Origin of the sequence: Lipingzhangella rawalii (assembly GCF_031628175.1) — a bacterium.
In the GTDB taxonomy this organism is placed as follows: Bacteria; Actinomycetota; Actinomycetes; order Streptosporangiales; family Streptosporangiaceae; genus Lipingzhangella_A; species Lipingzhangella_A rawalii.
The window spans coordinates 336,676-358,333 of record NZ_JAVLVT010000010.1; the positions used below are offsets into that span (position 1 = coordinate 336,676).

Below are 21,658 nucleotides of genomic sequence, written 5' to 3' on the forward strand. Positions count from 1 at the left end.
GCGCGGCGGCAAGGGATGCGGCCCCATGGTCGTGGGAGCTAGCGATGGCGATATCCGGTGACTACCCAGACTCGAGCTCTGCGGCGAGGACATGCTCCTTGACGGCCAGGAAACTGTCTGGGGTCACTGAGATCGAGTCAATACCCATGGAGACGAGTATCCGTGCGAAGTCGGGGTCGTCACTCGGCCGTTGTCCGCACATCCCTACCGGACGCTCGTTGGCGTGCGCTGCCGCGACCAGCTGCTCGATGCTGGCGATCACCGCTGGATCCCGCTCGTCGAAGAGCTCCGCGAGTTCAGCAGAGTCTCGATCTACCCCCAGGAGCAGTTGCGTGAGGTCGTTGCTGCCGATCGAGAATCCGTCGAAGCGCTCCGCGAATTCCGCGGCCAGGACGACGTTGGCCGGGATCTCCCCCATAACGAACACGCGAAGGCCGTTCTCGCCGCGCCGCAGCCCCTCCTCGGCCATCACGTCGATAACCCGGTCGGCCTCGCGCAGGGTTCGACAGAAGGGCACCATAAGAACCAGGTTGGTCAGGCCGATGTCGTCGCGGACCCGGCGGACAGCCCGGCACTCCAGGGAGAATCCCTCGCGGTAGCCCTCGGTGTAGTAGCGGGACGCGCCGCGCCATCCCAGCATTGGGTTCTCCTCAGCTGGTTCGAACGGTCCACCACCGATCAGGCGAGCGTACTCGTTGGTCTTGAAGTCGCTCATCCGCAGGATGACCGGTTGAGGCCAGCGCGAGGCCGCGATTCGCGCCACACCGTGTGCGAGGCGCTCCACGAAGTAGTCGGCACCGCTGGGCGAGCCTTCGATGAGTCTTGCGATGCGCGTCCGGTCACCCGCGGTGAGCCGCTCAGGATGCAACAACGCCATGGGGTGGGCGCGGATGTGGTTCGCGACGATGAACTCCATCCGGGCGAGACCTACTCCGTCCGCTGGCAGTCGCCACCAGCGCAGTGCCGCATCGGGATTGCCGATGTTGAGGGAAATCTTGGTCCGCGTCTCCGGTACTGTTCTCGGGTCAAATTCGCGTTTCTCGTAGGCCAGACGCCCGGCGTAGACATGACCGGTCTCCCCCTCGGCGCAGCAAACGGTTACCTCGGCTTCCGGTGCGAGGCGTCGGGTTGCGTTGCCGACGCCGACCAGTGCCGGAACACCTAGTTCGCGGCTGACGATCGCGGCGTGCGAGGTGCGCCCACCATGGTCGGTGACGATGGCCGCCGCACGCTTCATGATGGGTTCCCAGTCCGGGTCGGTGTTGGTGGTGACGAGCACGGCGCCGGACTCGAAGCGATCAATCTCGGTGGGATCGCGCAGCACACAGGTCCGCCCGACCGCTATGGCGCCGCCGACGGCTATGCCCGAGACGAGCCGTTGCCCCGACTCCGTCAGGTGAAAGGTGTGCAGACTCCCTGGTCCCTGATGCGCCTGCACTGTCTCCGGTCTGGCCTGGACAACGAACAGCTCACCGGTACGGCCGTCCTTGGCCCACTCCACATCCATGGCGGTGCCATAGTGGTCCTCGATCAGAACCCCCCAGCGGGCCAGGGTGCAGATCTCCTCGTCGTGGAGAACGTAGGACGTCCGTTCGCTGCTGGAAGTGACCTCGGTCTGGAGGCGCTCTTCGCCGCTGCCATAGACGATCCTGAACTCTTTGCGGCCCCGCGCCTTGGAGGTGATCGGCCGCGCCTGGGTGTTCTCGCGCAACAGATGCTTGAACACGGTGTACTCGTCCGGATCTACCAGGCCCTGGACGACGCTCTCCCCGAGACCGTAGGCGGCACTGATCACCACATGGTGTGGAAACCCGTTCTCGGGGTCGATGGTGAACAGGACCCCGGATCCAGCAAGGTCGGAGCGCACCATGCGCTGGACGCCAACCGACAGTGCGATATCGAGATGATCGAAGCCCTGGTCCTCTCGATAGTTGATCGCCCGATCGGTGAACAGTGAGGCGTAGCAGCGCTTGCATGCCGCCAACAACGCTGCCTCGCCAGAGATATTGAGGAAGGAATCCTGTTGACCCGCGAAGCTCGCGTTGGGCAGGTCCTCAGCCGTGGCGCTGCTGCGCACCGCGACGTCGAGGTCACGACGCCCGACCTGCTGCCCCAATTGGCGGTATGCCGCGTGTATAGCTTCGCGCAGGTCATCCGGGAGCTGCGCGGCCAGCATCGCCGAGCGCACAGCGTCGCCTACGGAGGAGACCGGTTCCCCCTGCCCCAGGCGCGCAACCTGGTCCGCGATGAAGCCGCGAAGCTCGTTGGCGTCCAGGAACTCCCAGTAGGCATCGGCTGTGGTGGCAAATCCCCCGGGCACGGACACGCCCGCTGCCGCGAGCTCCCGCAGCAGCTCCCCCGATGACGCATTCTTGCCTCCGACGCTCTTGACGTCCCCGATCCCGACATCGTCCAGGTCGCGGACGTAGCGGATGCTTGGCATGGTTCCCCTGCTCTCTGCTGTGCCCGGGCCGCACCGTGTCGGCGACACAGCGGCGACCGGCCACCGAAGGCCTACCTCCAGCGAAACTCCTAAGCGTGGCGATGGCCACGGTCCGACGGCCATTGCCGCAGGGACCCTTGGCAGAAGTACGGACGGACCAACGTCCCTAGCCATGGAGGTTGAGTACAGTCCGCGTCTGGGTCGACAGCAAGGGAGGGCCTCCGTATAGCTGCGAATCGACCAAGATCAACACCTGGGGTAGGCCAGGCGGCCCTCGCACCACACGCGTCACCAACCTCACAGGGCAATACACCGTGGTGCGGTTGTAGGGCGAGTCCGACTGTCTGCGGGTCCGCGGTCATCGTGCTCTACCTGTTCCCCACACTCGACGTGCGAGCAGGACCGCCGGATGCCCTCAGTTGGGCGGGTCAATCTAGCGATCTGCCAGCTGGGTGGAACCCGAGCACGGGAACTCGCCCGCTTCCGCCGGGGCTGGGCCTGGTACGGGCCAGCAGCCCCGGCGGGCTGATTCGATAGGTCGGCGCCTTGTGGGACGACCTCAGTGGGAGGAGAGGCGCAGCAGACCCTCGGCGACTTCCACCAGGTTCGCACCGCTCACGTCCGGCGCTGTGAAGACGTCCCCGTACTGCCCCTCCAGCCGCGCACACCAGCCAGCGAGACAGCCGGCGCGTTTGGCTCCATGGCAGTCCCAGGCGTGGACCGCGACGAGTGCCATGGTGTCTGGCGATGTTCCGAGTTCACTGGCAGCGACGCGGTAGATCGACGGTGCGGGTTTCCATGTACCGGCCTTCTCCGCAGTGATCACGTGATCCACGTGGTGCGCCAGCCCGGCGTGTTCCAGGAATCGAGCGGTGTTCTCCGCGCTGCCAACGGTGAGGCATCCGACCCGCAGCCCGGCTTCGGACAGACGTCGCAACGCCGGTTCGGCGTCGGGGTGTGGGGGCAGGTGGGCGAACCCGTCAAGTACGTGGTCGATGTCGCTTTCGGTGGCGGTGTGGTGGGTGTCGGTACGCAGCGCCTGTCGTGCCACCGATTCGAACGACCCGAAATCCCCGGCGAGGGTCAGTGCCATCGAATCGCGCTGGAAGCGCATGAACCACGGATGCAACAGCTGCGCGGATTGGCCGATCTCCTCCAGGCGAGTGCGGAGCGGGTCCAGGTCCAGCAGGGTCTCGAGGACATCGAAGGCAACGGCGTTCGGCCGAGCGGTCACGAAAGCTCCTTCAGTTGGTGGCTCAGCTGTCTGCCAAGTACTATACAAACCGGTTTGTATAGTACTTGGGCTGGAAGGAAACGACAGTGGCTGAACCGCAGGGCAGGCCTGCCAAAGGACGCGCGACGGCGGATCGCATCCTGGCTACTGCCTCAGCGCTGTTCTATGAGCGCGGCATCCGAGCTACGGGGGTCAATGCGATCTCCGAGCAATCGGGCGTGACGAAGGCCACCCTCTATGCCCACTTCGGAACCAAGGACGGGCTGGTGACAGCGCACTTGCGGGCCCGCAACAAACGGTGGTGGAAGGAACTCGACGAGAGTCTGGCCGGGTGCGTGACCGCCGAGGAGCGGTTGAAGACGATGTTCGGGGCCTACCGGGACTGGACCCTGGCGGGCGACTTCCGCGGCTGCGGTTTCGTGAACGCCTCCGCCGAGCTCACTGCGCCCGACCATCCCGGCCACGCCGTCATCAGCGACCACAAGGAAGGTATCCGGTCGTGCCTCGAAGCAATCGCAGTCGCAGCCGAGTGCCGAAACCCCGTAGCGGTGGCCGAGGAATGGTTCCTCCTGCTGGAAGGAGCCACAGTGACCGCATCGCTACGGAACGGAACCGAACCCTTCGGCCAGGCCCGTCGAGCCGCCTTCCGCCTGCTGCCAACCGCCGGTGCGAGCGCGTAAGGGTCACGCTCCCCACCCCGCTGGCGGTGGCGACGGGGAGTTGATGCGTGTCGCGGTGTCCGTGACTCGCGTGTGAGCAACTTCGGTAAGGTCGACGTCGAGGGCCGTACGTGCACAAGCCAGGATCAGGTGGTCCGCACCCGTCGAATCAGCGACCGTTCGCTGGGTTCTCGTCAAGGACACGTGTCGGGGCGTGGTCTCAGGAGTTACCTGACAGTTTGTCATCGGGAGTTGCTCGACGTTTCTCCCGGGTTCCCATGCCTTTGACGTAGAGCCGGGTGACGGGTCCCGGGGTCTTGCGGGGGCGCGCTGTGATCTCTTCTTCCCCGCGCAGGACCCGTAGGTGGGTGTCCTCGACTACGACGGTGACCAGCTTGCCGCAGTGGCGGGAGCCGAGCCTGATGCACTGGTTGACGACCGCGGATGCGCGCACTGCGCGGCCCGGCACCGGTGTTCTACGGATGAAGGCCGGCGGTACCCACGAGTCGTAGGTGGGCCGCTCACAGCACGGGCAAGGAGACTCTCGGTGCTGGTGCGAGTGACGCCGACACCACCGCTACCGCTCCTGAGCGCGAACACACCCACGCGCGCGGCTGGACCGGCGTGATTCGGTTCAAGGGACGCCACAGCCGCCGCCGTCGAGGCGTCCGGCTGGTTTGCGACTCGACCCGCGGTGTCCGTGGATGCGGCGATTGCCCGTGGCCCGGGACCTCGGCAACGGCCCGATGGTGCTCATCGCAGGGCTACGTCCCCGGGTGAAGTTTGCGTCCCGGCCCGGACAGCCCGCGGTAGACGCATCCGGGCATGATCCCGGCCGCTACCGGCCCGCAGGCCTGCCTCCCTCGGGCCCAACGGCACTGTTTCCCGGACCGGCGCGAGACGCAGTGTGGGACCAGGCAATTCGAACGGAGCTAGTGATGGGTGAAGACGACACCTCCCCGGTCCTGGTGACGGGGAGCGCTCGCGGTATCGGGGCGGCTGTGGCCCGCATGGTTCACGATGCGGGCCCATCCGTCATCATCGCCGACATCCTGGACGAGGAGGGCAGGAAGCTCGCGAAGGAACTTGGTGAACGTGCGCACTACGTCCACCTGGACGTCACGAGCGCCAGCGACTGGGCGGACGCGGTAGCTGTGGCTGAAGGTGCGGCTGGCCCGCTGGCATCCCTGGTGAACAACGCCGGAATCCTGGACTTCGGGCCAATCGAGACCCACTCTGAGGAGGGCTTCCGCCGGATTCTCGACGTTAACCTGCTGGGCACCTGGCTTGGCATGCGTGCCGCTTTGCCGTCCCTGCGGCGGTCCGGTGGGGGAAGCATCGTCAATCTCTCCTCCACCGCGGGCATGCAGGGGTATGCCGGAATCGGTGCCTACGTGGCCAGCAAGTGGGCGATCCGCGGGCTCACCAAGACTGCGGCGCTGGAGTTCGCCGCCGACGGGGTTCGTGTGTGTTCGGTCCACCCGGGGCCGATCCGCACTCCCATGACCGCCGAGATGGAAGACGCTGTCGTGGCCAGCCAACCCATCCCGCGGTTCGGCAGTCCCGAGGAGGTCGCCCGTATGGTGGGCTTCCTCGTCATGGAGGCGACATATTCAACGGGCAGCGAGTTCGTGGTCGACGGGGGCGCCATCGCGGGTGCCGTGTTGCCACTGGACACCACATAGGAACCGATCCACCGATCGACGTGACGGGCGGTTTCCCGGCGCGGGCGGGCCGGTGGGGTGGCCCGCGCTCCCCACCCAGCGCTGCGCGGAGGCGCTGCACCGTGCTGTCGGTGCGCGCGGACCCGGCCACCTTGCTCCGGCAAACAACATCCGCCACACCGCCACCACCCGCTGCCACGCCACCAAGGCCGGGGCACGCACCCCCTGCCCACGGAACCACCGAACAGGCTCCATCACCCGACGGCACTCGGCTCCCCACACCGCGTCTGGCAGGTCGACGACGTGGCCGTGCCATCCAGCCCGGGTGCGGAAGTCCTGTTGGAACCAGGACTTGTGCTCCGCTGAGGCGGTACCGCCGACTCTGCCGAGGGGCGCCGGCGTCATGGTCAGCTGGATCCATCGAAGATCCCCCCTCGGAAGGAACACGCAGATGTCAGCACAGTCCCCCCAGCCCTCGCCCCCCGTACGTCACCGCGCCGTCGAGACCGCTACAGCTGAACCCGCCTCTCCCGCTGCGCGTGGTGTCCTCGCCGTGCTGCGGCTGTCCCTCGGCTGGTACTTCCTGTGGGCGTTCGTGGACAAGATGTTCGGGCTGGGATACTCCACTCCCCCGGAAGGCGCCTGGATCAATGGCGGCAGCCCTACCCACGGGTTTCTCACTGGGGCCACATCCGGGCCACTGGCCGGAATGTATCAGTCCTTCGCCGGGGCCGCCTGGGCCGACTGGTTGTTCATGGTCGGACTGCTGGGCATCGGTGCCGCCTTCCTGCTGGGCATCGGCATGCGTATCGGTGCGGCCTCCGGGGCGCTGATGCTGGTGCTGATGTGGAGCGCGGTCCTGCCCCCCGACACCAATCCCTTCATGGACGACCACCTCATCATGGCCCTGGCGATGGTGGCCCTGGCGATGGTCCACGCGGGCCACACGGTCGGCCTGGGCCGCTGGTGGGACTCCCTGCCTCTGGTACGCCGTTTCCCAGCCCTGCGCTGATCGAAGACTCCCGGGGCGGACGCGCCACCCGCGTCCCGCCCCGGGGGCAGCCGTACGTGCCCGGAGTCAGGCACCCACATCCGCCGCTCGACTCCGGGGAGATGGGATGGACCCGTGCTTGTGGAGACCCGGAGCACCGAGCTTCACACGTTCGTATCCAGTGCTCCCGGTGGGCCCGCCGGTCACCTCGGCTCGGACCGGTGAAGCGATCGTCAGGTACGAAGGTCCGTTCGAGCAGGGTCGGTGGGCCCTGGCGGCAGGGCGGTGGCTCGACCGAAGGTGGACGTTAGGAGAGGAAACGGAGCATGGTCCACCGTGGCCCGAACGCCGGGACGAGTACCGGGCATGGACGGGGACTGGCCGAGCCAGCCCACCGGGGAAGGTCGACCGGCTGCGGGCAGAGTGTGTTCGCGAACCTGGAGCCCCTGGCCGCCCCGGTCCGGCCACCGAGGATCATTGGGGGAAACATTGCTGGTCAAGGAGATGATGACCGCACCGCGCATGGTGCTCGCACCGCACACGACGGTGCGGGAGGCAGCCCGGCTGTTCGCCGAGCAGGAGGCGACGGCGGCACCCGTGGTCGACGACACTGGCGCGTTGCTGGGGATCGTCACCGAGATCGACCTGCTACGGGATCGATTCGAGGCCGACCCCCGAGCCTGGGCCCGGCCCGTCGACGCGTCGCCTCCGGCACCGCCGGAGTCCGTCACCGACGTCATGACGCGCGAGGTGGTGACCATCGCCGAGAACAACGACGTGGCCGACCTGGTCGACCTCATGGTGCGCCGGCGACTGCGGGAGGTGCCGGTGCTGCGCGCGGGCCGTGTGGTGGGCATGCTCAGCCGTGGTGACCTGCTGCGGATGCACTACCGCACGGATGCCGAGGTCTTGGCCGATCTGCGTGCGGCCCTGGCCGAGGGGGCTCCGTACGTGGAGCAGTGCTCGGCGCAGGTCCGCGACGGCTTCGTCCATCTCGACTGCGAGAACATCAGTGCGCAGCAGCGCCGGTTGGTGACGAGCATCGCCCGCACGGTGCCCGGCGTCAGTCGCGTCATCGTCGACAACACCTGATCCTGACGGGAGCGCGAAGCCCGATGAGCCTGGACGCCTACTCTCCGCCGCAGGTCGCCGAGCGAGTTGAGGCGTTCGGAATCGCAAAGGCGCATGCGCCATTGCTGGGCACCGTCATGCTGGGAGTGCTGGCCGGGGGCTTCATCGGTCTCGGCGGCCTGTACTACACGGTCGTGACGACCAGCGAGACGACATGGCATCTCCTCGCCGGTGGCCTGGTGTTCTCCACTGGCTACATGCTGGCGATCCTCGCGGGCGCGGAGGTTTTCACCAGCAACAACCTGCTCACGATGGCCTGGGCGTCGCGCAGGCTGAGTGGCCGGCGGCTGCTGCGGAACTGGTCACTCGTTCTCGTCGCCAACGGCGTTGGGGCGGCGGGGCTCGCTGCCCTGTTCACCCTGTCCGGCCTGCCGGCGGCCCAGGACGGCGCTGTCGGCACCCGCGCCGTCGAGATGGCCGTGGATCGCGCGGCGCTGCCGTGGATGCAAGCGTTCTTTCTCGGGGTGCTCGGCAACCTGTTCGTGTGCTTGGCTGTGTGGGTTTCGATGGCGGGTCGCTCGGTCACGGACAAGGTGGTCGGAACCGTCCTGCCGCTGTCCGCTCTGGGTGCGCTCGGGCTGGAGCACGTGGCCGCCAGCCTGTACTTCATCCCCCGGGGTCTGATGGTCGCCTGGCTCGTTCCCGAGGCGGCTGCCGGACTTCCGCCGGTGGCCCTCGCCGGCGCGGCTGTGCACATCGTTGCGGTCACCCTGGGCAACATCGTTGGTGGCAGTCTGATGGTGGCGCTCGTTTACTACGTGATCTATCTGCGTCCGGGATCCGACCGGTCCAACCGCGACATCCCCGGCTAGGTGCCCGGATCGGGACCGGGGCGGGAACGGGGCCTGCCACGGTACGCCACGCGCCGTGGGGCAGCCCGCCCAGCACCGACCCACGCCATCGTCACGCGCTTCAGCACGGGAGCTCGCAGGACGACCCCGGTGCGAGGGAGACACTCGCCCGGGTAGTCGCGACCTGCAGCGGCGGTGCGTCCGAGGTGGGCAGCTCCACCCGGAGGCGACCCTCGGTGATGTCCACACGAACGTCGGCATGTCCGTGATAGTCGATCTCGAAGGCGAGGTGGTGCAGCCCGCGAGGGAGGCGGGGGTCCAGCCGCAGGGCCTCCGGGTCGGGTGCCAGTCCGGTGTAGCAGCGGGTGAGCAGGTCCAGGGTGCCGGCCATCGCGCCGAGATGGATTCCCTCGGCGGTGGTGCCGCCCTGGGTGTCGTCTATGTCGGAGCGCAGTGCCTGGCTGAAGAACGTCCAGGAGTTCGCGCGGTCGGTGCGCGCGAGCACCCAGGCGTGGACGACTGCGCTCAGGGTGGATCCGTGTGAGGTTCGTGCGAGGTAGTACTCCACCGTGCGGGGGATGAGCCCGGTGTCGATGCCGTATCCGAGATGGTCGAGGAGCTCCGCGAGCTCCTCCTCGGTCAGGAGAAAGAACAGCATCAGGGTGTCGGCCTGTTTGGAGACCTTGTACCGGTTGGCGGCGCCCGCCCCGTGTTCGGACTCCAGGATGCGGTCAAGTCGCTGCACATCGGGATACGTCGCTCGGTAATGGTCCCAGTCCAGCTCCTCCAGATGCGCATAACCCTCGAACTGACTGATGACTCCGCCGTGGAACGGCACGCGGAGCTTGCGACTCACCTCCTCGAACCGGCTCAGTGTTGCGTCGGTGAGACTCAGCGCATCGACCAGCTCGCTGCGCCGGCGCCCGGGGATGAGGTCCAGGATGTGTAGGGCACGCCGCAGCAGCCAGGCGGTCATGATGTTGGTGTAGGCATTGTTGTCCAGCCCGGGCTCGGTCCGGTCCGGGTAGCCGTCGTGGTACTCGTCCGGGCCCATCACCCCGCGGATCTCGTAGCGATTCAGTGCCTTGTTGTAGGTCGCGAGTCCAGCGAAGTAGCGGGCGACCTCCAGCACGAGCTCGGCACCGTAGTCGGCGAGAAACCTGCGGTCCCCGGTGAGCCGGTAGTACTCCCACACGTTGTAGGCAACAGCGATACCCACGTGTCGCTGGCGGTGGCTGCGGTCGGGCAACCAGCGTCCGGACATCGGGTTCAGGTGGACGGTCTGGGTTTCCTCGCGACCGTCGCTGCCGCTCTGCCAGGGAAACATCGCGCCGGGCAACCCCGTGGCGGCTGCGGCTGCGCGCGCCTCCGGCAGGCGGCGCCAGCGGTACAGCAGCAGGCTCCGTGCGACGTTCGGAAGTCGCGCACACAGGAACGGGAAGACGAACAGCTCATCCCAGAAGACATGCCCGCGGTAAGCCTCTCCGTGCAGACCACGGGCCGGGACACCCACATCCAGGTCTGCGGTGTGCGGGGAGAGTGTCTGCAACAGGTGAAAGACGTGCAGGTTCACCGCGCGCTGCGTCTCCTGGTCCGCGACCTCGACCCCACAGCGCCGCCACAGGTGCCTCCAGGCGACGGTGTGCCGTTCCACCAGCGCCTCGAAGGTGTGAGCCCGCTGTACCTCTCGCAGCGCGGCGTCGAGGCAGTCGGCGGCAGCACGGTCACCCGAGCTGTGCACGGAGGCGACCTTGGTCACGGTGAACTGAGTGCCTTCGGCGACCAGACGGCTTTCGTGGTGGGCCGCCCAGCGTCCGTCCGGGGTGGTCTCGCAGGACTGTTCGGCCCCCGCGTCACTGACGGTCCGGGAAGCCATGGCGATGCGGATCTCGGAGGTGACGGTTCGGGTATGCAGCCACGCGATACCAGAGGACTCGGCGCCGGCGCCCAGGGGGTGTAGATGTTCCGAGGCCAGGTCCCGGTAGCGGGCCACGCCCGTGTTACGTGTCCTGGCGTCGAGGGCGGAACGCACGGTGAGGCGCCCGCTCCAGTTCAGGGGTACCAGGGTGGTCTCCAGCGCGGCGAGGGTGGGCTCCGCCATTGACACCAGGCGGCGCTGGGTGAGCCGCGTCTCGCGTCCGGAGTCGTCGCGGATCAGCGCCAGGCGGGTGAGCACACCACGACGTACGTCGAGTTCCCAGGTCTGTTCGGCTGTCTGCCAAGAGGCTGCCGGGCCGAACCAGGGGCCGTTGTCGATACGGAAGGTCATCGGTAGCCAGTTGGGCAGGTTGACCATGTCCTCGTTGGTGATCTCGCGACCGGCCACGGTGGAGGTCAGTCGGTTGTAGCAGCCGGCCAGGTAGGTGCCCGGGTAGTTGGTTTCATCGGCTACTGCCTCCGGCGCGGCACCCCGCGTGGCGAACCGTCCATTCCCCAGCGTGCACAGGGCTTCGCGTAGGCCAGAGCCGCAGGAGTCCGGCCCGACATCGGGGTAGGAGAACAACCAGCGGCTCATGACACGTCCCGCGACGGTGCGGCTGCCAGCGCTGTTCCGGAGAGGTCGGTGACGACGATATCCGCGCCGTGGCGGTAGAGCTCGGCCCCCCAACCACCACGGTCGATCCCGACCACCAGCCCGAATTCTCCGCGTCGTGCCGCTTCTACCCCGGCCGTCGCGTCCTCGACCACGGCGCACTCCTGAGCTGGTACACCGAGCCGCCTGGCGGCCTCCAGGAACAGGTCCGGTGCCGGCTTACCGGCCAGCCCGAGGCGCAGGACGTCCCAGCCGTCAACCCGAACCTCGAACAGGTCGGCAACTCCCGCGGCGCGTAGGACCGTCTTACAGTTGCGGCTGGCCGAGGCCGCGGCCAGCGCCACACCGCGTTCACGCAGCCGGCGGACGAAGGCGATGGTGGAGGCGAACGGCGCCACTCCGTACTCCTGAACCTGCTGGAGGAAGTAACGGTCCTTGCGGTCACCGAGGCCACTGACCGTGACTGCTCCGGGATCCTGCGGGGGCGCCGTCTCCGGCAGGGTGATCGAGCGAGAGGCCAGGAAGGTGCGCACCCCGTCGCCACGACTCCGGCCGTCGACGTAGCGCAGGTAGTCGGCCTGCATGTCGAACGGACGGAATCGGCCATGCCCGTGATGGGCGCGTTCCAGGAGGAACTCGTCGATGGCGTGTTTCCACGCCGCGGCGTGCAGCCCGGCGGTGTTCGTGATCACGCCGTCGGTATCCAGGATCACCCCGACGCAGTCGTCGATGGAACGCATGCTGACCGTACCCTTCTGACCGTCCACACTCCACGCAACCCGAGGGTGCTGCGCGCGGGCAGAGGCTTTGGTCCCCACCCTGTGGACCCTTGGTCGCGGTGGGGCGCTCGGTTCGTAGGCAGCGGACCGGAGCGACCGTTCGCGTCTTCGCGCGGGCGCCAACCTTTCGACAGGCACGTCCGGGTGCGGACGGGGGACTATTGGCACGGGTTGAGAGGGCCAAGGGCCGCTGTGCGCGCTCGGGCAGGTGGTGGAGCCTGATGGGACGAGCGTCGGTGTCGAAGGGAGATCCACGATGGCTCGGCCGCGGTCGTCGTCCGCCTCCAGAAGCGGCACTACAGGCGCCCCCGAGAATGCCTCGGACGGTTGCCTCGACTACGCACTACTGCGTGACGGGACCTCGGTGGCCATTCGGGAGCCACGCGAGTCCGACCTGGACGCCGTCTATCGGCTCCATGCCGCGCTCACGCCGGAGAGCCGGTACCTGCGCTTCTTCGGGGTACCCAACAACGCGGCGCTTTCGGGGCTCGCCCACAGGATCTGCCTGGCCGACGGTGCTGGACGCGGCGCGCTGGTCGCCACACGTGGGGAGCGCATCATCGGGGTGGCGCAGTATGACTCGACTGGCCAGCCGGGATGCGCCGAAGTCTCGATGGCGGTGGCTGACGACACCCGGAGGCGCGGTGTGGGCACGCTGCTGCTGGAGCATCTCGCCTCGCACGCCCGCAGCAACGGTATCCGCGAGTTCCGCGCAGACGTACTGTTGACGAACGGCGAGATGATGGGGGTGTTCGCCGCCGCGGGGCTTCCCATGCAGCGACAGGTCACCCAGGGTGAGATTCACGTCACCTTCCCGCTGACGACCGACGAGCGCTATCTGACCGCGACGCACGAGCGGGAGGGGCTCGCCGACCGGGCGAGCCTCGATGGCCTGCTGCGGCCCAGCAGTGTCGCGGTGATCGGCGCCGGCCGGCGCGCGGGCTCGGTGGGACGGGCCGTACTGCACAACATCGGCTCCGGTGGATTCACCGGGAGTCTCTACGCAGTCAACCCGCACGCCAGCCACATCGACAACGTTCCGGCGTTCCCGAGCGTGACGCGACTTCCCGAGACACCGGACCTCGCAGTGGTCGCCGTGCCCGCGGCGGCGGTCCTTGATGTGGCCTGGGAATGCGCGCACAGGGGCGTACGCGGGCTCGTCATCATCACCGGAGGCCTGGACCTGAAGACGCAACAGGCGCTACGCACGCTGTGCCGTACGCATGACATGCGCCTGGTGGGGCCCAACTGCTTCGGCATGGGCAACACGGAGGAGGGGATCCGCCTTGACGCCACGTTCGGTGCCACGCATCCCGTCCACGGCAGCGCGGGCGTCGTCGTGCAGTCCGGTGGTGTTGGCATCACCGTGTTGGATCACCTGTCCCGACTGGGGGTGGGAATCTCTTCGTTCGTGTCCCTCGGCGACAAGGTCGACGTCAGTGGCAATGATCTGTTGATGTGGTGGGATGCGGACGAGGCCACCCGCCTGGGAGTGCTGTACCTGGAGTCGTTCGGCAATCCGCGCAAGTTCTCCTGGCTGGCGCGCCAGGTCGGCCGGCGCATCCCGTTGCTCACCGTGGCCGCCGGGCAGTCGGAACCGGGCCAACGGGCCGCGGCCTCGCACACCGCGGCCGCGGCTACTTCCGCGCGCACCACTCGGGCTCTGTTCCACCAGGCGGGAATCGTCACCACGCGTGACCTTGGGGAGCTGGTGGGTACGGCGGCGCTGCTCGCACATCAGCCCTTGCCGCAGGGACCCAGGGTGGGAATCGTGACCAACGCAGGTGGAGCCGGTGTCCTGGCTGCCGACGCCTGTGTCGCGGCAGGCCTGACCGTCCGCTCCTTGGGAGGTATGACCCGACAGGGGCTGACCGCGGCACTGCCCGCTCGGGCCGAGTGCGCCAATCCCGTCGACACCGGCGCCGATGCCACCTCCAGCCAGTTCCATACGGCCGTGCGAACCCTCGCCGCGTCCCCCGATGTAGACGCGGTCATCGTCCTCACCGTGGCGACCGCCCTCACCGAGCTGGACCCGGCCACCATGGCCCCGCAAGTTGCACAGACCGGCAAGCCCGTCCTGGCTGTGGCCCTTGGTCAGGCCGAGACGGTGACCGCTCCCGCGATTCCCGGTGGGCCACCGCTTCCGTGCTACGGCGACCCCACGGCCGCCGCCCGGGCCCTGGGACACGCCTGGCAGTACTCCCGCTGGCGTGCGCACCCTCGGGGTGAGGTGCCCCACCTGTCTGGCGTCGCCGCGGAACCGGCGCGCGAGGCTGTCGAGACGTTCCTTGCCGGGAACCCTGACGGGGGGTGGCTTCCGACATCCGTCGCGCTGGCCCTGTGCGCGAACTACGGCATCCCGATCATGCCGTGGCGCTGGGCCCGATCTCCACGTGAGGCAGGCAGCGCCGCACGCGACCTGGGCGGGCGAATCGCAGTCAAGGCGGAGATCGAGGGAGTCGTGCACAAGGGCCGGGAGGGGGCGCTCCGGCTCAACCTCGGTGACCCGGCGGCGGTTGTCGACGCCTACCGCGAACTGCAGCAGCACTTCGGGGACAGGATGCATGGAGCGCTCGTCCAGTGCATGGCCACGCCCGGACTGGAGCTGCTGTTCGGAGTGCATCACGATCCGGTCTTCGGCCCGGTGCTGGTGTACGGCCTGGGCGGGGTACACGCCGACGCCCTCGACCTGCGCCAGGCACGCCTGACCCCGCTCACTACGGCAGACGCGGCCGAACTGATCGCCACCCTGCCGGCAACAGCACCCGAGAACGTGCCAGGCAAGCCCGAGTCTCGACGCGCCGCAGGTCTGGACACCTCGTCTGTCGAGAACATCGCGCTTCGACTGTCGCAGCTGGCCACAGACCTGCCGGAAGTCGCGGAGTTGGACCTCAACCCGGTGATCGTTACCGAGGAGGACTGCCAGGCCGTGGACGTACGCATCCGCGTGGAACCGGTCACCAGGACCGACCCTTACCTGCGCCGTCTCCCCTGAGCTGGTCGGTCGGCGGTGGGAGGCCACCGCAGTGCGTGCCCCTGACCACGCGAGGGCACGCGAGCGGCACGGCTTCACGACGTACCGCCCGCGTGGTGGCGATCCCGTTTACGACCTAAGCCAACGATTCGTCACCAGTCGGGTGCACCGGACGCCGCATGCGTGGCGACCACACTCGACTTCGGCGATGTCGCGCTTCAGTCCTCCGGGGTCTCGTCGACCAGCGCCGTGAAGGGCACCACGGCGACCGGGCAGGGGGCGTGATGAAGCGCGGCCTGGCTGACCGAGCCCATGAACAGGCCTCTGGCCGCGCCGTAGCCCCGGGAACCCACGACGAGCATCCCGGCGTGCTCGGCACGCTCGGCGAGGAAGGTGCGCGCAGTGGCGAACCGGACCCCCACGTGCGCGACCACCCCTGGATACTCCTTGCGCAGCGGTTCCACGAACGCGTCCAACCGCTTCTGGGCGGTCTGGCGCGTGGCTTCATGCTCCGCCGGTGGCTCCTCGTCTCTGGAATCGGCGTGCCTACCGGGCCCCTCCCAGGCCATGGTCACGACCACGCTGACCCCACGCCTGTGCGCCTCAGCGAACGCGAACTCCGCAGCGGGCCGTGACGAGTCCGAACAATCCACCCCGACCACAATCTCGGCATCAGGCTCCGCCGTGGGCCCGTGCGGCACCACGACCACGGGACACGCCGCACGCGCCGCCAGTTCCACACCGATGGAGCCGATCAGCACTGAACCAACGCCCCCGAGTCCGCGGGAACCCACCACCATCAGCGCGGCCTCGTTCGCCTCGGCGAGCAGCACCGGTCGCACGAAGCCGTCGATGGCCTCACCCGTAACCTCCAGCCCCGGCCTGCTCTTGCGCGCGTGCTGCTCGGCCTCGGCGACGACCTGCTGAACGACGTCAGCCAACCCGGACCACTCCGGTGGCTTTGGGGGAGACCCGAACCGCATCGGAAAGTCTCCCCACTTGGCAGCGTGCACCACCCGAAGTGGCCGCCCCATAAGCTCTGCCTCGCCAGCCGCCCACGTCACGGCTGCCAGGGCCTCCTCTGATCCGTCCACACCCACCACCACCGGCGCCGGCTGCGACATGGTTTCTCCCACCCTCCTGAGTAGTGGTACCTCCGGCCGAGGTCAGGTCTCCTCGGACCGGCTTGACCTGCGCGGAGTCCCGGGCCATCCGCGGTGTCCGTCTGAGTCACCGCACCCGGGCACGAGGCGGCAGGAGGTCGTCGACCTCCCAGGTGATGTTGCTGGACACGCCGACCACGCCGTCCACCCCGTGGACCATCTGGTTGACCAGCACGACACTGCTGTGCTGCTCCAAGGTGCCCTCCAGGGTCGCGATACCGTCCTGCACGGCGAACGTCAGCGCGCCGGCGTTCAGCCAGCGGGGCGTCTGGGCCAGGGCGATGCCGATATCCCGGGCGATGTCCTCGTCGGGGCGGGCGAAGATCCGTAGTAGATCCCGACGGCTCACCATGCCAACCAGGGCACCGGACTCGTCCACCACCGGCAGTTGTTTGACATCACGACGCTCCATGGCCCGGACCGCGCTGATCGCGCTGTCCCCGGCCAGGACGGTGATCACTTCCCGGTTCATGAGGCCACGCGCGTCCACGGCCGCCGCCTTGCGCCGGCCACTGCCCGAGCCGCCAAGTACGCGACGAATCCGCGTGCGCAACGGGGGTTCGTAATCCTCCTGGCTGCCCTCCCGTTTGAACTCCTCCTTGTGCAGGAGGTCGGTCTCGGTCACGATCCCGACGACGCTGCCATCCGCAACAACGGGCAGCGCAGTGACCTCGGCCGAGAGCATCATTCGAGCGATGTCCTTGAATGACGTGGTGGGTGCGATCGACGCGACCTTCGTCGACATCAGATCGCGAACGGTGGCGCTCATCTGCACTCCTCAGCGTTGGCAGCCTCAGCGCTCACGCTACGCAGCAGCGCTTGGCCTCCCCAGAGGCTTCAGACCCCTCTCCTGGGGGACCAACTCCCCCCGCGGCGGCTGCCCCAGGTCGACAGCCTGGACCGGGAGCCACACCTTTCGAATGGGGGGGGCGGCTGTACGGGACACGCTGTGCCGGGTCGAGCGCTCAGCGAAAGCGTGCGGAGGGCGCTACGCCAGGGGTGCCAGCGCAGCTCAGGTTTGTGCTGTAGGGCCACGATCGCATGGTCGAGCATCTCGACTTACGAATGTATAGCTGATTAACCAGAGGTATGAACTTCCCAGGAGTTATCAAGTCTCCTATGGTTAGCAATCTATGCGGATCACGTGTTACCCGTGCGCCATCGGCTACTCCTCAGCTGTCCCCGACCCCGTGGCGGGCCCTAGTCGCGAGGATCTCGTCGGTGCGCAGGGTGACCCAGTCCACGAGCGACTGGAGGTGCTCCGCCAGCTCCTCCCCCAGAGGGGTGAGGGCGTAGGTGACCTGGGGCGGGCTGCTGGGCTCCACCCGTCGTTCGACCAGGCCGTCGGTGGCCAGCAAACGCAGGTTCTGCGACAGCATCTTCTCGCTGATCCCACCGATGCTGTCCCGCAGCACGTAGAAGCGCTGTGGCCCCCCGCGCAGGCACGTGATGATCAGGGTTCCCCACCGGCTGGCGACGTGGTTGAGGACGGTACGGCTGGGACAGTCACTGTCGAACGCGCTCCTGGGCGCCGACGCTTCGGATCTGGTCATGCAGCCCCCTACCTCAAGGTAAGTAGTATCCGATTAAGTTAGGTACGGAAAAATGGATAGTCAAGCAACCACGACGCAGCGCACGGAGCAGATCACCGTCGACGTCTGGTTCGACGTGGTCTGTCCGTGGTGCCTCCTGGGCAAGCGCCGCTTCGAGGCCGCGCTGTCCCACTTCGAGCACGGCGACGCCGTCGCGGTGCGCTGGCGGAGTTTCGAGCTCGACCCGGAGTCCCCCGGCCGCGGCGAACTCACCATCCCCCAGCGCATGCAGCGGGACCTCGGGCTTACGCCCGCCCAGGCCGAGGAGAAGCTGCGCGTCCTGACCGAACTGGCCGCCGAGGCCGGGCTGGACTACCGGCTCACCGAGGCACGGCCGTCGAACAGCTTCGACGCACACCGGCTGATGCACTACGCGGAGTCCGTGGGCCGGGGCGAGGAGATGCGGGAACGGCTGTCCATCGCCTACGCCACCGAGAGCGCCATCGTCTCCGAGTCGTCCGTACTGGTCCAGCTCGCGACAGAGGCCGGCCTCGACGACGCGGCCACCCGTCACGTGCTGGCGGGGGGCGACTTCTCCCAGCAGGTTCGTGCCGACGAGGCCCAGGCCCGCCAGCTGGGAGTCACCGGCGTACCGACCTTCGTGTTCGCCCAGCGGTACGCGCTCTCGGGCGCACAGCCGGTGGAGACGTTCCACCGGGCCCTGACGCAGGTGTGGCAGGAGGCCACCGCCTGACGGAACCCACCGCGCGAGCGTCCGGGAATCGCCGGCACCGCGCGGGACTCCGCACCTGGGGTGGCGGGGCCGGTGCCGCGGCCACCCCCGGTCCGGATGCCAACCGAGCTCACGGCCGAGGTCGTCGAGGCCGCAGCCGCCCACCTCGTTACCGCCGGGGTGGCCGTATCGGGGCCGGTGCCGCCGGATGCCGCGCTCGCACCGCTGGATACCGAGGCGGCGCTGGAGCCGTGGTCGCTGTATGACCCGTTCTTTCACCGTCATCGCCGGCCGGGCCGCAACGGCAGCGCCCGGTGGACAGTGCCCCGGACCCGGAACGCACCGCGGCGATCCGTCCGCGGTGCCGTCCGTCCGTGCCCGGCACGCCGTGCCGGATGTCGAACGGACCCTCCTCTCGACCAATTGTTGACTTAAATTCAACTTTAACTTTTACCGTCGTCCGCGACGGAGTTCCACCGGGACAGCCGCACCGGCGCGGCCATCCCGGATGGCCTGCTCGCAGACGCACAGCGAAAGGAGCGCATCACTATGTCCACGTCCACCGAACGTCCCCTGCACGTGGCCGTGATCATCGGCAGCACGCGCCAGGACCGATTCTCGCCCACCCCGGCCCGGTGGATCGCGAAGCGGGCCCGGCAGCGCGGCGACCTGACCGTCGACCTGATCGACCTGAAGGACGCGGCACTGCCGGAGATCCTCGGTGGCAACGACCCCGACGCCCCCCTACCCGAGCCGGTGCAGCGCCTGCAGCCACGGCTCGCCCAGGCGGACGCCTTCATCGTGGTTACACCGGTCTACAACAGGGGTTACCCAGCGTCACTGAAATCCGCGATCGACTGGTACTTCTACGAATGGAACGCCAAGCCGGTCGGATTCGTGTCCTACGGCGGTGTCGGGGGCGGACTGCACGCCGTCGAACAGCTGCGTCAAGTGTTCAACGAGGTTCACTCGCCCACCATCCGGAACACCATCAGCTTCGCCAACTACTGGGAGCGCTTCGACGAACACGGCGAGACCACCGACGGCGAGTCGCTGGAGAACGCCGCCAAGGGGTTCCTGGACCAGCTCGACTGGTGGGCCCACGCCCTGCGCGACGCCCGCGAGCGCGTTCCCTACCGCCCCTGACTCTGCCGCGGCCTCGGTCTGCCTAGCGACGACCCGGGCCACCCACGGCGGCGGGTGGCCCGGCGTGCCAGCGCAGGATGCCGCCGACCATGCCTCCCCCGGGGGGACGGCGCTACTCGGTGCGCCTGCGGATCTCCGCGATGATCGCGGGGACCACCTCGTGCACATCCCCGGTGACCGCGTAGGTGGCGCGGGTCATCATGGGCGCCTGCGGGTCGGTGTTGATCGCGAGGATGCGTCGGGCGTCCCGGCAGCCCACCCAGTGCTGGGTGGCGCCGCTGATCCCGCAGGCGATGTACAGCTCCGGAGCGATCTTCGTTCCGGTCAGGCCGACCTGGTCGCTGTGCGGGCGCCATCCGTCGTTCGTCGCCACGCGGGAACAGCCGACCGCACCACCGAGCAGCTCCGCGAGTTCTTCGATCATGTCGAAGCCCTCCGCGCTGCCGACGCCGCGCCCCCCGGAGACCACCACCGCGGCCGTGGCGAGGCTAACCCCCGCTTCTCTGGCGGTGCGGTCCACGATCCTGCTGCGTGCCGGGTCGGTGTCGAGCTGCGGCACGAAGGTGCGCACGTCGACCTCGGGCACCGCTTCGCCCGCTGACGGTTCGACGGTGCCGGCGAGGACGGTGACCAGCTTGGTGGGTGCGCTCAGCTCCGCGTCCTCCAGCAAGACGCCGCCGCCGCGCTGCCGGGTGAGCGCCCAGGCGGGGTCCCCCTCCGCGGCGCCGGTCGCCGGTGCCACGTTGAGGCAGTTCGTGGCCAGCGGGAGGCCGATGCGGGCCGCGGCCTGGGCCAGCACCTCGTTGCCGCGATCGGTGGCCGCGGCGAGAACGCCGTCCGGGCGGGTGTCGTCCAGCAGCTGCGCCAGCGCCTCGCCCCAGCACTCCGGGCTGTACTCGACGCACTCCCCGTGCTCGACCACGTGCAGCCGGGACACCCCGTACCCGGCGAGCCCGTCCCGCACCTCCGGTGCGCCCGCGAACGTCGCGGCCTCCACGTGCGTGCCCAGGACGTCGGCCAGCTCACGGGCGTGGGCGAGGGCGTTCGCGGAACCCGCAGCGAGGCCCTCCTGCGCGGATTCCACCAGCGTCACCAGCATGATCACACCATCCCGAGCTCGGCCAGCATGTCGACGACGGGTCCGGCCGCCGCGGCGCCGTGGCCGAGGACCACGGTTTCCCGCGCGGCCTCGGCGGGTGGGCGCAGCCGCACCTTGCGCAGCCCGCCCGGAACCAGCTCGGGCTCGATCGTGCGGATGTGGGCCCGCTTGGCGCGGAGCCGCCCCGTGACGGCGGGATAGCGAGGCAGGTTGAGCCCTTCCCGCACCGCGGCCACGGCCGGTAGGGGCGCCGCGTACACCTCGATGCCGTCGGGCAGCTCTCGGCGCAGCCGGACGGTGCCGTGCTCGGGCTGCGGCTCGATGCCCTTGATGCCGCCGACGGCGGGCCGCGCCAGCGCGTGGGCGACCCGGATCCCGACCTGGCAGTTGCCGGCATCCGCCGACTCGTTGCCGAACAGGATGAGGTCGAAGGGCCGGGTCTCGGACTCCAGCGTGCGGACCGCGTCCACGATGGCCGCCGCGGTCGCCTCCGGATCTGTCTCCTCCTCACCGGTGGTCACCCGCACGCCCTGCTGCAGCCCGATGGACATGGCGTAGCGCAGCTGCTCGTCGGCCTGCGGCGGCCCAACCGTGAGCACGGCCGCGCTGCCACCGAAGCGCTCGACGATCCGCGCGGCCTCCTCGACGGCACACTCCTCGTGGGGACCGATCGTGAAGCCGAGACTGCGCGTGTCGACGTCCCTGCCATCAGCAGTGAGCGGGATCGTCCCGCCGGTGGCCGGAACGCGCTTCACGCACACCAGCACGTCCATCGCTGCCTCTCCC

18 protein-coding genes are annotated in these 21,658 nt (G+C 68.5%); 8 read left to right on the top strand and 10 right to left on the bottom strand.

Annotated features, from left to right (window positions below; all coding sequences use genetic code 11):
* Positions 1-61: 61 nt before the first annotated feature.
* Together ppsA and RIF23_RS18895 are read right to left on the bottom strand one after the other, a co-directional pair.
* Positions 62-2,443, bottom strand: coding sequence for a phosphoenolpyruvate synthase (gene ppsA / locus RIF23_RS18890; RefSeq protein ID WP_310913932.1), 2,382 nt, complete (start codon positions 2,441-2,443; stop codon positions 62-64).
* Between the two features lie 559 nt (positions 2,444-3,002).
* Positions 3,003-3,677 (bottom strand): haloacid dehalogenase type II, encoded by a 675-nt coding sequence (locus tag RIF23_RS18895; protein WP_310913933.1) that lies wholly within the window; start codon positions 3,675-3,677, stop codon positions 3,003-3,005.
* 86 nt (positions 3,678-3,763) lie between these two features.
* Here RIF23_RS18895 and RIF23_RS18900 point away from each other — a divergent pair, with 86 nt between their 5' ends.
* Positions 3,764-4,357: a TetR/AcrR family transcriptional regulator gene (locus tag RIF23_RS18900; protein ID WP_310913934.1), complete on the top strand. Its 594-nt coding sequence runs from the start codon at positions 3,764-3,766 to the stop codon at positions 4,355-4,357.
* Between the two features lie 199 nt (positions 4,358-4,556).
* On the opposite strand, the gene RIF23_RS18905 is transcribed toward RIF23_RS18900, so the two are convergent.
* Positions 4,557-4,790: a hypothetical protein gene (locus RIF23_RS18905; RefSeq protein ID WP_310913935.1), complete on the bottom strand. Its 234-nt coding sequence runs from the start codon at positions 4,788-4,790 to the stop codon at positions 4,557-4,559.
* Positions 4,791-5,274: 484 nt separating this feature from the next.
* Here RIF23_RS18905 and RIF23_RS18910 point away from each other — a divergent pair, with 484 nt between their 5' ends.
* From RIF23_RS18910 to RIF23_RS18925, 4 genes are all read left to right on the top strand, one after another.
* Complete coding sequence (locus RIF23_RS18910) at positions 5,275-6,021, top strand: SDR family oxidoreductase (protein ID WP_310913936.1); 747 nt, start codon at positions 5,275-5,277, stop codon at positions 6,019-6,021.
* Between the two features lie 430 nt (positions 6,022-6,451).
* A complete protein-coding gene (locus RIF23_RS18915; protein WP_310913915.1) occupies positions 6,452-7,012 on the top strand; it encodes a DoxX family membrane protein in 561 nt (186 codons plus the stop codon).
* A gap of 456 nt (positions 7,013-7,468) precedes the next feature.
* Complete coding sequence (locus RIF23_RS18920) at positions 7,469-8,083, top strand: CBS domain-containing protein (RefSeq protein WP_310913937.1); 615 nt, start codon at positions 7,469-7,471, stop codon at positions 8,081-8,083.
* 23 nt (positions 8,084-8,106) lie between these two features.
* Positions 8,107-8,934 carry a formate/nitrite transporter family protein gene (locus tag RIF23_RS18925; protein ID WP_310913938.1) on the top strand — a complete coding sequence of 276 codons (828 nt, stop codon included), beginning with the start codon at positions 8,107-8,109 and terminating at the stop codon, positions 8,932-8,934.
* A 100-nt stretch (positions 8,935-9,034) separates the two neighbouring features.
* Here the strand turns inward: RIF23_RS18925 and RIF23_RS18930 are convergent, their stop codons facing one another.
* Positions 9,035-11,428: a glycoside hydrolase family 65 protein gene (locus tag RIF23_RS18930; RefSeq protein ID WP_310913939.1), complete on the bottom strand. Its 2,394-nt coding sequence runs from the start codon at positions 11,426-11,428 to the stop codon at positions 9,035-9,037.
* Positions 11,425-12,186 carry an HAD family hydrolase gene (locus tag RIF23_RS18935; protein WP_310913940.1) on the bottom strand — a complete coding sequence of 254 codons (762 nt, stop codon included), beginning with the start codon at positions 12,184-12,186 and terminating at the stop codon, positions 11,425-11,427. Before RIF23_RS18935 ends, RIF23_RS18930 begins: the two co-directional genes overlap by 4 nt.
* Before the next feature lie 295 nt (positions 12,187-12,481).
* On the opposite strand from RIF23_RS18935, the gene RIF23_RS18940 reads away from it, so the two are divergent.
* Positions 12,482-15,220, top strand: a complete 2,739-nt coding sequence (locus tag RIF23_RS18940; RefSeq protein ID WP_310913941.1) for a bifunctional acetate--CoA ligase family protein/GNAT family N-acetyltransferase — start codon at positions 12,482-12,484, stop codon at positions 15,218-15,220.
* Between the two features lie 197 nt (positions 15,221-15,417).
* Here RIF23_RS18940 and RIF23_RS18945 read toward each other — a convergent pair whose 3' ends face one another.
* From RIF23_RS18945 to RIF23_RS18955, 3 genes are all read right to left on the bottom strand, one after another.
* Positions 15,418-16,323, bottom strand: coding sequence for a universal stress protein (locus RIF23_RS18945; RefSeq protein ID WP_310913942.1), 906 nt, complete (start codon positions 16,321-16,323; stop codon positions 15,418-15,420).
* 106 nt (positions 16,324-16,429) lie between these two features.
* Positions 16,430-17,131: a CBS domain-containing protein gene (locus RIF23_RS18950; RefSeq protein ID WP_310913943.1), complete on the bottom strand. Its 702-nt coding sequence runs from the start codon at positions 17,129-17,131 to the stop codon at positions 16,430-16,432.
* A 403-nt stretch (positions 17,132-17,534) separates the two neighbouring features.
* A complete protein-coding gene (locus tag RIF23_RS18955) occupies positions 17,535-17,915 on the bottom strand; it encodes a winged helix-turn-helix transcriptional regulator (protein ID WP_310913944.1) in 381 nt (126 codons plus the stop codon).
* Positions 17,916-17,967: 52 nt separating this feature from the next.
* On the opposite strand from RIF23_RS18955, the gene RIF23_RS18960 reads away from it, so the two are divergent.
* Together RIF23_RS18960 and RIF23_RS18965 are read left to right on the top strand one after the other, a co-directional pair.
* A complete protein-coding gene (locus tag RIF23_RS18960) occupies positions 17,968-18,648 on the top strand; it encodes a DsbA family oxidoreductase (RefSeq protein ID WP_310913945.1) in 681 nt (226 codons plus the stop codon).
* Between the two features lie 528 nt (positions 18,649-19,176).
* Positions 19,177-19,773, top strand: a complete 597-nt coding sequence (locus RIF23_RS18965) for an NADPH-dependent FMN reductase (protein ID WP_310913946.1) — start codon at positions 19,177-19,179, stop codon at positions 19,771-19,773.
* A 112-nt stretch (positions 19,774-19,885) separates the two neighbouring features.
* Here the strand turns inward: RIF23_RS18965 and RIF23_RS18970 are convergent, their stop codons facing one another.
* On the bottom strand, positions 19,886-20,872 hold the full coding sequence (locus RIF23_RS18970; RefSeq protein ID WP_310913947.1) for an electron transfer flavoprotein subunit alpha/FixB family protein: 987 nt from the start codon (positions 20,870-20,872) through the stop codon (positions 19,886-19,888).
* A 2-nt stretch (positions 20,873-20,874) separates the two neighbouring features.
* A complete protein-coding gene (locus RIF23_RS18975) occupies positions 20,875-21,645 on the bottom strand; it encodes an electron transfer flavoprotein subunit beta/FixA family protein (RefSeq protein ID WP_310913949.1) in 771 nt (256 codons plus the stop codon).
* Positions 21,646-21,658 lie beyond the last annotated feature (13 nt).

Bases quoted from the DNA above. Each gene is read 5' to 3' on its own strand.
- RIF23_RS18970 (WP_310913947.1), bottom strand. From the start codon at position 20,872: ATGCTGGTGACGCTGGTGGAATCCGCGCAGGAGGGCCTCGCTGCGGGT.
- RIF23_RS18940 (WP_310913941.1), top strand. From the start codon at position 12,482: ATGGCTCGGCCGCGGTCGTCGTCCGCCTCCAGAAGCGGCACTACAGGC.
- RIF23_RS18945 (WP_310913942.1), bottom strand. From the start codon at position 16,323: ATGTCGCAGCCGGCGCCGGTGGTGGTGGGTGTGGACGGATCAGAGGAG.
- RIF23_RS18930 (WP_310913939.1), bottom strand. From the start codon at position 11,428: ATGAGCCGCTGGTTGTTCTCCTACCCCGATGTCGGGCCGGACTCCTGC.
- RIF23_RS18925 (WP_310913938.1), top strand. From the start codon at position 8,107: ATGAGCCTGGACGCCTACTCTCCGCCGCAGGTCGCCGAGCGAGTTGAG.
- RIF23_RS18960 (WP_310913945.1), top strand. From the start codon at position 17,968: ATGGATAGTCAAGCAACCACGACGCAGCGCACGGAGCAGATCACCGTC.
- RIF23_RS18915 (WP_310913915.1), top strand. From the start codon at position 6,452: ATGTCAGCACAGTCCCCCCAGCCCTCGCCCCCCGTACGTCACCGCGCC.
- RIF23_RS18935 (WP_310913940.1), bottom strand. From the start codon at position 12,186: ATGCGTTCCATCGACGACTGCGTCGGGGTGATCCTGGATACCGACGGC.
- RIF23_RS18910 (WP_310913936.1), top strand. From the start codon at position 5,275: ATGGGTGAAGACGACACCTCCCCGGTCCTGGTGACGGGGAGCGCTCGC.
- RIF23_RS18955 (WP_310913944.1), bottom strand. From the start codon at position 17,915: ATGACCAGATCCGAAGCGTCGGCGCCCAGGAGCGCGTTCGACAGTGAC.
- ppsA (WP_310913932.1), bottom strand. From the start codon at position 2,443: ATGCCAAGCATCCGCTACGTCCGCGACCTGGACGATGTCGGGATCGGG.
- RIF23_RS18965 (WP_310913946.1), top strand. From the start codon at position 19,177: ATGTCCACGTCCACCGAACGTCCCCTGCACGTGGCCGTGATCATCGGC.
- RIF23_RS18975 (WP_310913949.1), bottom strand. From the start codon at position 21,645: ATGGACGTGCTGGTGTGCGTGAAGCGCGTTCCGGCCACCGGCGGGACG.
- RIF23_RS18950 (WP_310913943.1), bottom strand. From the start codon at position 17,131: ATGAGCGCCACCGTTCGCGATCTGATGTCGACGAAGGTCGCGTCGATC.